The organism is Enterococcus sp. MMGLQ5-1 (assembly GCF_013155265.1).
Lineage (GTDB): Bacteria > Bacillota > Bacilli > Lactobacillales > Streptococcaceae > MMGLQ5-1.
Genome location: NZ_JABJXU010000008.1, coordinates 142,436 through 153,170 on the forward strand (window position 1 = coordinate 142,436; position 10,735 = coordinate 153,170).

General features: G+C 33.5%; 13 protein-coding genes and 1 other RNA gene. 9 read left to right on the top strand and 5 right to left on the bottom strand.

Translation table 11 applies throughout. From position 1 onward, the window contains the following. Positions 1 to 92: 92 nt before the first annotated feature. The 6 genes from HOY35_RS09505 to ffs all read left to right on the top strand — a co-directional run bounded on the left by HOY35_RS09505 (position 93) and on the right by ffs (position 6,240). Complete coding sequence (locus HOY35_RS09505; protein ID WP_172212588.1) at positions 93 to 1,592, top strand: ABC transporter substrate-binding protein; 1,500 nt, start codon at positions 93 to 95, stop codon at positions 1,590 to 1,592. Positions 1,593 to 1,724: 132 nt separating this feature from the next. Next, the gene (locus HOY35_RS09510) at positions 1,725 to 2,636 is read left to right on the top strand and encodes a carbohydrate ABC transporter permease (RefSeq protein WP_172212586.1); all 912 of its coding nucleotides are present in this window, start codon (positions 1,725 to 1,727) and stop codon (positions 2,634 to 2,636) included. Continuing rightward, a complete protein-coding gene (locus HOY35_RS09515; protein WP_172212584.1) occupies positions 2,636 to 3,484 on the top strand; it encodes a carbohydrate ABC transporter permease in 849 nt (282 codons plus the stop codon). The genes HOY35_RS09510 and HOY35_RS09515 overlap by 1 nt, the downstream gene beginning before the upstream one ends. Positions 3,485 to 3,854: 370 nt before the next feature. Beyond that, positions 3,855 to 5,534, top strand: a complete 1,680-nt coding sequence (locus HOY35_RS09520) for an alpha-amylase family glycosyl hydrolase (protein ID WP_172212582.1) — start codon at positions 3,855 to 3,857, stop codon at positions 5,532 to 5,534. A 110-nt stretch (positions 5,535 to 5,644) separates the two neighbouring features. After that, the gene (gene tadA / locus HOY35_RS09525) at positions 5,645 to 6,118 is read left to right on the top strand and encodes a tRNA adenosine(34) deaminase TadA (protein ID WP_213173270.1); all 474 of its coding nucleotides are present in this window, start codon (positions 5,645 to 5,647) and stop codon (positions 6,116 to 6,118) included. Positions 6,119 to 6,140: 22 nt separating this feature from the next. Further along, positions 6,141 to 6,240: signal recognition particle sRNA small type (gene ffs / locus HOY35_RS09530), an RNA gene on the top strand. A 62-nt stretch (positions 6,241 to 6,302) separates the two neighbouring features. Here ffs and HOY35_RS09535 read toward each other — a convergent pair. From HOY35_RS09535 to HOY35_RS09550, 4 genes are all read right to left on the bottom strand, one after another. Continuing rightward, a complete protein-coding gene (locus HOY35_RS09535; protein WP_172212580.1) occupies positions 6,303 to 7,436 on the bottom strand; it encodes a site-specific integrase in 1,134 nt (377 codons plus the stop codon). Positions 7,437 to 7,539: 103 nt separating this feature from the next. Beyond that, complete coding sequence (locus HOY35_RS09540) at positions 7,540 to 7,845, bottom strand: hypothetical protein (protein ID WP_172212578.1); 306 nt, start codon at positions 7,843 to 7,845, stop codon at positions 7,540 to 7,542. A gap of 11 nt (positions 7,846 to 7,856) precedes the next feature. Further along, complete coding sequence (locus HOY35_RS09545) at positions 7,857 to 8,267, bottom strand: ImmA/IrrE family metallo-endopeptidase (protein WP_172212576.1); 411 nt, start codon at positions 8,265 to 8,267, stop codon at positions 7,857 to 7,859. 12 nt (positions 8,268 to 8,279) lie between these two features. After that, positions 8,280 to 8,597: a helix-turn-helix domain-containing protein gene (locus tag HOY35_RS09550; RefSeq protein ID WP_172212567.1), complete on the bottom strand. Its 318-nt coding sequence runs from the start codon at positions 8,595 to 8,597 to the stop codon at positions 8,280 to 8,282. Between the two features lie 315 nt (positions 8,598 to 8,912). On the opposite strand from HOY35_RS09550, the gene HOY35_RS09555 reads away from it, so the two are divergent. Next, positions 8,913 to 9,143: a hypothetical protein gene (locus HOY35_RS09555; protein WP_172212565.1), complete on the top strand. Its 231-nt coding sequence runs from the start codon at positions 8,913 to 8,915 to the stop codon at positions 9,141 to 9,143. A 273-nt stretch (positions 9,144 to 9,416) separates the two neighbouring features. Next, entirely contained in the window at positions 9,417 to 9,569 is a 153-nt protein-coding gene (locus HOY35_RS09560; protein ID WP_172212563.1) for a hypothetical protein, read from the top strand. Between the two features lie 198 nt (positions 9,570 to 9,767). Here the strand turns inward: HOY35_RS09560 and HOY35_RS09565 are convergent, their stop codons facing one another. Next, a complete protein-coding gene (locus HOY35_RS09565; protein ID WP_172212561.1) occupies positions 9,768 to 10,364 on the bottom strand; it encodes a hypothetical protein in 597 nt (198 codons plus the stop codon). A gap of 60 nt (positions 10,365 to 10,424) precedes the next feature. Between HOY35_RS09565 and HOY35_RS09570 the strand changes: the two genes are divergently transcribed. Continuing rightward, the gene (locus tag HOY35_RS09570; RefSeq protein WP_172212559.1) at positions 10,425 to 10,619 is read left to right on the top strand and encodes a helix-turn-helix transcriptional regulator; all 195 of its coding nucleotides are present in this window, start codon (positions 10,425 to 10,427) and stop codon (positions 10,617 to 10,619) included. The last annotated feature ends 116 nt before the right edge of the window (positions 10,620 to 10,735 follow it).

The following is a 10,735-nucleotide window of genomic DNA, read 5'->3' on the forward strand; positions in this document are numbered from 1 at the left end:
ATTGACAATCAATTGACTTATTGTTATCATTCTAAATGTAAATGGAAGCGCTTTCTTTATTCACTATTCGTTTTTAAACTAGGAGGAAATTTATGAGAAAATGGCAAAAATTGGGGGTAGCACTGCTGGCAGTTGCTACATTTGCATCATTAACCGCTTGTGGCAATGCTGGAAGTTCAAAGGACAGTGATGGCGAATTCTTATACGTTTTTAATGGCAAGGGTGAAATTGCGGATTCTTTAAAAGCATTAGTTAAGGAGTATGGTGAGGAGAAAGGGATAAAGGTCAAGACCTATAGTATGACGGTTGGCGCACAAAATGGTACCGAAATTCAAACAACAGAGTTTAATTCAAATACGCCGCCAACAATTTTTTCATCTGGGACACTTAACAATTGGGGGCCAGCTTCAGGTGACTATATGTTAGATATCAGTGACTCCGATAATAAAGAATTAAAAAAATTAGCTGATGAGGTGCCTGAGGCACAAAAATTAACAGCTGATGACGGTGAAAATTTTGGTCTACCTTATAATATTGAAGGCTATGGCTATCAGGTGGATACTGAATTGCTAAAAGAGCTAATTGACGGTGATTCTGAGGCATTACTTAAAGATTTAAAGGCTGAGACAGATTATCAGGCCTGGGTAAATTTTGTAAAGGCAGCCGATGCCTATATTAAATCAAATACGGTCTCATCATTCAAAATCAATGGTAACGAATATACTTTTGCTGCTAGTAAAGGCGAATTGACGAAACAGTTAAATGGTGTTTTCTGTGTTTCTCCATCTGAGACATGGACCTATATGAATCATTGGGTTTCCTTCCCTTTGAATGCTGTTTTCCAAAATCAATCAGATGCTTTTTCTGCAACTGGAGATGAAGGCATCAAGGATGCTAAGGCTGCTTTGAAGCACGAAATTGAGGCCGTTGATTTAGAGTATTCATACACTGCGGGCAAGGATGGTGCATCTAAACGTGGTCCAGATTTTATTGACAATACAACAGGGAATTATGATGTTTCATTATCAAATTTTGCAGAGCATAAAGGTCTTTTTTTAAAACAGGGTAATTGGATTTATCCTAATTTAGTAGATATTAACAAGGATATCGTTGAAACAATGGCTCTAGTTCCAGTAAAATGGCCCGTTGAGGATAGTGATATTAAGGTTGAGGGTCGAACTGCTGATTTAATGAATACAACCATCCCTGCCTTCGTACCAAATTACTTCATTATTAATAAACAAGTCAGCAAAGCACAGCAGGAAACGGCTGCAGATTTTCTTGTTTGGCTCTATACTTCTGAACGTGGTAAAAAATTCTTGAAGGAAGAAGCCGGCTTCATTATGTATAACGATTTAGAGGATACCTCTTCACCAAACAAATTAAATAATGCCGTTGCTGAATATGTAGCAGCCGGTCCAACACTTGGTAATCCATTTGATGGCACACCGGGCTCATTTAATGATACGGTTGGTAATATTCTTAAATCTGACTACATGACAAAGGAAACATGGACTGAAGCGGACTATGACAATTATGTTGATACGGTAGTCAAAACGTGGAAGCAATTTAAAGCAGAAAGTGGTCAATAATATTTAAGCTGATATAAATGAATACCCGTATTGTTTCATGCAGTGCGGGTTTCATTTTAAAAAATAAATTATTTTGTTGATAAATAATTAAATTATTAGTTACAATGATGTTTTATTTATTAAGGGGGCAGCATGTCTAATTTTTATAAAAAATGGTTTTTTCCATTTGTCTTACCAGCCTTATTTGTCTTTCTAGCAGTCGTTCTAATTCCATTCATTATAGGTATTTTTTATTCATTTACAGGATGGCGGGGCTCGTACTTTATCGGTGCAAACGGGCGCACTGACAATCCCTTTGAAGCATTTGTTGGCTTGCAGAATTTTATTGCCGCCTTCAAACAGGAATCCTTCAGATCTGCTTTTTTATTCTCTGTTAAATTTACAGTAATTGCAGTAGTCGCTGTTAATATAGTTGCATTGGCGCAAGCCTTATTAATTAATGCAATTGGTAAGGCAGTTGGTTTCTTTAGGGCAACTTTTTTCCTACCTAACCTTTTGGGAGGTCTTTCATTAGGCTTCATTTGGCTATTTATTTACAGCAATATTTTTACCAAGGTTCTTTTTGGGAAAGATGGTATTTTTCCTTTTGAATTTTTAACGTATATGACAGACAAGGGGCAAACAAAATTATTAGTTGCCATTTTAATTATGGTTGTTTGGCAGATGTCTGGTTATATGATGATTATCTATACTACGGGATTAGCCAATATTCCAGATGATCTATATGAGGCAGCCTCAATTGATGGTGCAAATTCTATTCAGAAATTTTTTAAGGTAACCATTCCGATGTTAATGCCAAGCTTTACGATTGTTTTCTTTCTTGTTTTGTCAAAATGCTTTATGCTCTTGGATCAAAATATCGCATTAACGAATAATGCGCCGCAGGGCTATCGGATGCTAGCAGCGCAAATTCTACGTGTGACAACGGATACGAATAATAACTATGGGATCGCACAGGCGGAAGCAGTTGTCTTTTTCGTAGTGGTGGCAGCAATTTCTATTACCCAGGTTGTGATTACTAAGAGAAAAGAGGTGGAGATGTGATGAATCGATCTGTAAAGACAACAGGCCAAAAAATAGGTCAGCTTGCGATGTTTCTTGTTTTATTAATCATGGGCTTTTTGACAATTTTTCCAATTGCGTTTATGTTTATTAACTCATTTAAATCAAAGGCTGAGATTGTGGATTCTCCACTTGCCTTACCTCAAAAATTCACCTTTGAGTACATTATCAATGCAATGGTTGAAATTAAAATTATTCCGTCCTTTTTGCTAACAGTTTTGATAACGGTTTTGGCAGTAGGATTTATAGTTATTTTATCCTCGAGCGCCGCTTGGATGATGGTACGCTTTAAAAGTAAGATTTCGATGATTATCCTATTATTATTTACTTCATCAATGCTGATTCCATTTCAGGCCTTGATGTATCCATTAATTTCAATTTTTGAAGATTTAGGACTTAAAAATGTCACTGGTTTAATTTTAATGTACGGCGGCTTTGGGTTAGCAATGTCAACCTTTTTATATCACGGATTTATGAAGAGTGTGCCTGCTTCACTAGAGGAAGCGGCAATTATTGATGGGGCAAATGTCTTTCAGGTTTACTTTGGTATTGTGATGCCACTGGTTAAACCGACAACAGTTACTGTTATTATTTTGAATTCAATGTGGATTTGGAATGATTACTTATTGCCGTTTTTAGTGCTTGGTGATTCTGAAAATAAAACATTAACCTTAGCCATATACTATGCTAGGTTAAAGGAGGGACCTTATACGGTGCCTTGGGATTTAATGTTCCCAGCCGTTATGATTACTGTTATTCCAGTAATTATTCTATTCTTATTCCTCCAAAAACAAATTATTAAGGGCATGGCAGATGGTGCGGTAAAATAAAGTGCGTTCAGCACCGCAGGAAAAAACACCAATCGGAATCGAAAGGGGTACCTTTCAGGGGAGCGTGTATTTTTGCGACATGATTTTGAAAATTGACGAAGCCAATTAAATACGCAGTATTTTTCGACGTAGTCGAACTCAAATCGTGGCGCAAAATAGGAAATTTCAGTTATTGTGATTTTTACAAAAATGAAAATTATCCTTTTCCCTATAGCATTGAAGTTGCCATTTCAGTGGCTTACAGAAAAGCTAGTGGCAACGTGCCTTAGCGAATTTTCCGCTTAGGCGTTGACTAGGTGTTGCACTTTATAAGCCCATTAATTATGATAAATTAGTAATTAAAAATTAAATGTTTGAGAAGGTGAAATGAGTGAATAAAAAGTGGTGGAAGGAAGCAGTTGCTTATCAGATTTATCCAAAAAGCTTCTATGATTCAAATGCTGATGGCATTGGTGATTTGCGGGGAATTATTGAAAAATTAGATTATCTTGTCGATTTAGGGATTAACGTAATTTGGATTTCACCGTTTTTCAAGTCACCGATGATTGATAATGGCTATGATATTTCAGATTATTATTCAGTCGATCCAATTTTTGGCAGCAATGCTGATTTAGAGGCATTAATTGAAGCTGCCAATCAAAAAGGTATTAAGCTTTTATTTGATCTAGTTGTTAATCATTGTTCAGATCAGCATGAATGGTTTCAACGGGCAATTTCGGATCCAAATAGTAAAGAGCGAGACTATTTTGTAATTAGAAAGGGAAATCAGCTCACCAATTGGCGATCTATATTTGGTGGAAGTGTTTGGACCAAGCTGCCTGGTAGTGAGGATGAATACTATATGCACGTCTTTGCCAAGGAACAACCAGATTTAAACTGGGAAAATCCTGAATTACGTCAAGAAATTTATCAAATGATTAATTACTGGCTGGATAAGGGAATTGGCGGGTTTCGGGTAGATGCAATCGTCTATCTCAAGAAAAATCAAGCCTTTCCAGATTTTCCAAGCGATGGACCAGATGGCTTAGCTAGCGTTAATTTAGGGAGTCAAAATCAAGCGGGCATTGGTGAATTTTTGACTGAATTAAAGGCAGCCACTTTTGAAAATTATGATTGTGTCACGGTAGGTGAAGCGTTTGGTGTACCGCAAGCGCAATTAAGTGAGTATTCTGGCGAAAATGGCTATTTTTCAATGATTTTTGATTTTACCTATGATGTGCCAGACGGTACTAATGGCGAGCCTTGGTACGTCAAAAAGCCATGGACAGTGAAAGATTGGAAGCAGAAGATTTATCAATCGCAAAAAATTTTAAGTGAATTTGGCGTTTGGTCGCCAAACCATATGGAAAACCACGACTCAGCAAGGGTGGTTAATCGTTTCTTTGAGGCTGAACAGATTAATTTTGCCAGTACAACAATGATTGGCGCATTAGATTTCTTTTTAAGAGGAACACCGTTTATTTATCAAGGGCAGGAATTGGGTATGAAGAATGCTACCATCAAAGATCCAAGTATATTTGATGATATCCAAACAAAAGATCAGTATCAGGTTGCCTTAGAGGCCGGTTTTTCATCCGCAGAGGCATTGAAAGCTGTTTTACACAGAAGTCGTGATAATGCGCGGACGCCAATGCAGTGGACTGCTGGCAATTATGCAGGCTTTTCATCTGCACAGCCTTGGTTGCCGGTTAATGATGATTATAAAGAATATAATGTTACGGTTGAACAGGCTGATGCTAATTCAATTTTGCATTTTTACCAAAAGATGATTGAAATTAGACAAAAATCAGCTTATCGTGAAATTCTAATTTATGGTGATTTTAGACCGGTATACCTAGATTTAGATAATGTTGTTGCCTATGACCGTCATTTGAATGGTAAAACGGTTCGTGTTATTTGCAATTTCCAAAATGAGTTATTTAACTTGGAATTATGTCCTCAAGCTGAAAAATATCAGCTTATTTTATCAAATTATGAGCAAGTGCTAAGTGAGGCAGGCTTGATTAAATTAAATCCTTATCAAGTTATTTTAGTTGAAATTTTTAAATAATAGATATCTTAAATGATAAATACAATGTCCTTCATTGCTTATTTATCATTTTTTTGTCTTTTATAAGTCATGCTATAATAGCTTGAGAATAAATTAGTTAGGAGTCTGTAATGAAAAGTAATTTTTCAGATATCGAAAAAGAGGCATTTATGTCAGAAGCCTTGTTAGAAGCTGAAAAAGCCTATCAGCTTGAAGAAATTCCAATCGGTGCAGTTGTTGTCAAGGATAAAAAAATAATTGCTCGAAGCTTTAACCAGCGTGAGCTAAGGCAAATATCAACTGCACATGCCGAGGTAAATGTGATTGAAGCGGCTAATCATTTTTTGAATAATTGGCGCTTGCTTGATTGTCAGCTTTTTGTGACCATTGAGCCATGTGTTATGTGCGCTGGTGCGATTGGCCTTGCTCGAATTTCAGAGCTCTATTATGGTGCAATCAATCAAAAATTTGGCGCTGTTGACAGTCTTTATCAGGTTTTAGCGGATGAAAGGCTTAATCATCAGGTTTACGTAGAAAAAGGCATTTTAGCAGCAGACTGCCAAGCACTGATGCAAAAATTTTTTAAAGAACGTCGAAAGTCATAGACTTTTTTTAAAATCTACGTTATATTAATTAAGGAGCAATGGTAAATATCCGAAGCGTGTCAGGACCGGAAGGTAGCAGCACTAAGGATACTTTATCATGTGCTCTTTTTTTATTTAATTTATCAAGGGTTTCAGCAATTATCACTAATTGCTAATAGAAAAAAGGGGCAGAAAAGGGGCAAAATTATAGTTTTACATCATTTAATTTGTTTGAAATTTCGGAATTTTGTTTTTCGGTGACATGAGTATATATCCTTAAAGTTGTTTTTTCATCAACATGTCCCACTCTTTCCATGATTGCCTTTATTGGAATATTTAATTCTGAAAGAAGAGAAATGTGACTGTGTCTTAGAACGTGAGAATGTAAAGGCTTATTTATTTTTTCTTTTCCTAACTTTTCATTCATATATTTCATTGATGTATTAATAGCATTTGCCTGTAAAGGTTTGCCAGTTTTACCAATAAAAATAAAACTTTCGGAGCAATATCCATTAAATTTTAATTGATTATTGCTAATTATATCGTCTAAAATTTCAACACATCGATTCGAAAGAAATATGTTTCTATTTGATTTTTCCGTTTTAGCAGTTGTTTTGATTGCGTGTTTATAACCACTTGAATAATCTAAAGTTCCTTTAATTGCTATACTTTTTTTATTTTTATTGTAATCTTGAACAGTTAAAGCAGTTGCTTCTCCAACACGTAATCCTGTTAGATACATAAATTCTATAAGCAATCCCATTCTGATACTTTGAAAGCTCCCTTTGTACACTGATAATAATTTTCCAATTTCTTCTCTAGTTAAATATTTTTCGTCTAAGTTGGTATCGGTACCATCTCTTTGTACAATTTTTACATTTGAAACTGGATTATTATTTATATACTCCATTTGTTCGGCATATTTAAAAATCATATTGAAGTAACTTTTGAACTTTTTAATATATTCAATTGAGTAATCCAAAGAATTAATATAACTTTGAATAAACTTGACATCAATATTTGAAATCAATGCATCAGTTTCAATGCTTGATAGAATTTTATTCGAAACCTTTTTAGTTGCAATAGCAGAAGATTTCTTTACGCTCTTTTCATATTGTTTCCACCATTCGTTGTGTAATTCTTTTAAAGTTACTTTCTTTTTTTCTTTATGTTCAATTTTTACATCTATTTTGTTTTGCAATATCTTATTCGCTTGAATAACAGCTTGATTAGATTTTGAATTAAGGGTTACTGATACTCTTTTTTTCTTTTCGGTATATGGATCAATAAATCTTTCAAAATATTTATATTTACCATTCGGTAATTCTTCCATCCACATTGTCTAAATCCTTTCTTTATAGTAAAATTAGGGTACAAAAAATAAGCCTTTTGTGAGGGTATTTTTTCAAACACGTTGTCTTGACGGAGGACGTGTTTTTTATTTAAGATATTTTTGTAATAAACCAAATTAAGAAAATTAACAAAGGTAAGAAGAAAATAAAGCATCCAAGTTGACCTATTGTTTTTCCAGCTTGATTCATACCTTCTCCTGACTTTTCCATATATTGCCCAAACTTGTATAATTTAGAATTTTCTACAGTAGACTCATAGTTATAAAAAGCTTGTTTGACCTCTTTTTCATCGTAGGTAATTCCACACTTAGGACATTTTACTGTGTGGAAAGTTAAGGTAATCTTCTTTTTGCAGTTGGGGCATTCAATATTAAAAGTTTTGTTTTCTATATCCAATATTATCCCTCCTATGCTACTTCATTAATAAAATTCACATACTCATCTTTAATTAACCATTCAAGTGTACTTGTTAATTTAAATCTTGCCCACGTTGCAAATTGTAACCAATTAAAACATTCCACATCTTCAGCTTCGTATTGTTCAAAATATAGAATTAATTTTTGCCTAACCATATTTCTGTTTGCGTCAGTTTCCATACTAGAACGTGCAGTATAACTTAAATCATAAATATGACACATATCTTTATGATTAATTGCGTGAAAAATTTCATGGAGTAATGTATTCTCCATCTCACTATCTTCTAAGTTTTGATTTATAACAATAATATTTAGAGCAGAGATAAAATATCCTTTTTTAGTCATATTGTGGTATTCAAGAGAAATGCCATTTTCTTTTAAAATCTTTTTGATTTCTTCCAAACATTAGCCCTCTCATTTCTTTTTCAAATAGGCTTTGATGATTTCTGCAAGTATTTCTCTATCAGATTCATCAATTTCTTTACCGTCAAAACCCATTGTTGATTTTAAAGCCTCCTCGACAGTTAGAGACTTCTTTGGAGTTTCACGTCCCAATAAGTAATCAACAGAAACATTGAAATAATTGGCGATAGCTTCTAACTTATCAATGCCTGGTGTCGTAATATCCCATTTTCTAATTTGACCATTTGAAATAGAAGTTCTTCTTTCCAATTCTGCAATGGTAATTCCATTTTCATTTGCTAAGTTTTTTATTTTTTCAACCAAACTCATTATTATCAGCCCTTCTTAATAACATGAGCTTACAAAAATAAAATATCAAATAAGTTAATATTATTGTTGACAAATAGTTTATTTGATAATATACTATGTTCGTAAGCTAATTTATCAGCTAATAAGTGCAATAAAGACAACCTAATATTTTAAACTTTTCGACGGTCGGCAAACTTAGAAACGTTTATTTAAAGGCTTTTTAAAGTCTTATTTAACTGTGTCTTTATAATATCATAAAAGCTATTTTGTGTAAATAAAATTAATAAATTAGCTAATTTATTAGCTTACAAATTTTATAAGAAAGGAGATGGTTGTGTGAAAAAACCAGAAGGAAGAATACCTATCAACTTTAATTTAAAACGAAAAAAAACCATCAAAAATTATTTGATAGTTAAGTTAAAAGATTGCCTATGGGATTTAGGAATATTCTTTGATGAATTAGTAGCAGGCAAACACCCAATTATTCAAATTACTATCAGCCTGACATTAAGTGCTGTAACAACAATACTAACAATGTGGTTGCTATGGAAACTAGGATTGGTGTGATTTTGAATTGAAAATTATATTTTTTAGCTATTGTTCATGGTCTTTTGAGTTATTGGTACTTTATCTTCAAGATAAATTCTTGGCAATTTGAAGTATGTCTGGTTGGTTTAGTTCAGATAATATTTTCACCGATAGCATTTACTGAATTTACTGATTTAGCTGCTTCTGTAATTTCTTTCAGTGGATTAAACGATGACATCACTCCGTTATCTTTAGTTAATCTAACAACTGCTTTCGGATAACTGAACGATGTAAAGGTAAGGAGATGGTTGTGTGAATTTGGAAATAAGAAAAGTAAGAGCTCTTGAAAACATAGCTAAAAGCCTTAGTACAATTGCAGACGATACTAAGGCAAATAAAGAATTAAAAGTAGAACTTTTGAGAAATCATGCTCAACTAGAAAAAAACATTAAAAGATTTGCGTGATAATCCGTTCGGATTAGATGAACGGAATCAATTAGAAAAGTGGTGAGGCGATGTTTGAAAAAATACAAATTTATATCAGCAATTGGTTAAATGATTCCGACAATCAAAGCGTATTATTTTTTATTTTATTGTTATTAATTGTAGTATTTACAACTTTTTGGTTCAAAGAACCTTTGATTGTTGCAATATTCGCATTAATCATTTCATTAGTTCGATTTCTCTTTGAAGACTAGTGATTTCTTCGCTTGATAATTTTATTAGTACAGATTTGTGCTTTTTAAACTTAGTTGTTTTGCTTCTGAAATTTGGAATGATAGAAAATTTTGCGAATTTAATGTTTACACGGATTTTATCAGAAATCGGATGGACCACAGTTTCATTCAGTAAATATGAATTAGCAGGAATCATTCCATAATTAGAGTTCATTGGATTTAAATGTTTAACTTGTTCGTCAAGTGTTATTCCTAGAAGCTCTTGAGACGCAATTTCAGGTCTTATTCCATGTTTTAAAAACGCTGGAAGTAATTCGTTAGTATATCCATCTCGAAAGACTAGGTCAAAATATCCAATTGAATATTTTGAAGAATTTATAAAACGAAATTCAATACACAAACCCGGGCTTTGATCAGGATAGGCTTGAACCATATCAAATGTTTCAATTCGTTTTAATATTCCTTGTTTCGTGATAGATACAGAGACTCTTTTCCAATCTCGGATAAAATTGATTGCAGATATTAGCAATGCGAATAATGAAATAGAAATAGTTAGCCAATCTTTTAATGGAAATTTATTCATACAACACCACCAGTTTTTAAAACAATTATACCGAAAAAATAAAAGAAAGGAAGTGAAGTCATGTCACAAGATTTAGCAGTAGAAGTTCGAGCTGCATTGTATCGAGCGAAGATGACACAAGCTGAATTAGCACAACGTTTAGATATTGTTCCGGCATATTTATCGGACATTATTAATGGTAAAAAGGACGGTCCAAAGGCTCAAGAGCACATTAAAGCAATCAAAAAAATTCTTGGAATTAGACAGGAGGTGTAGGGATGGGAGGAGAAAAAATAGAAGAAATTAATATTTCAGAAAAAAAACAAAAAACATTAAAAGAACAACTTTACGATGCTCATTTAATAAATTCTGTTATGCTTTCGGATTTATTG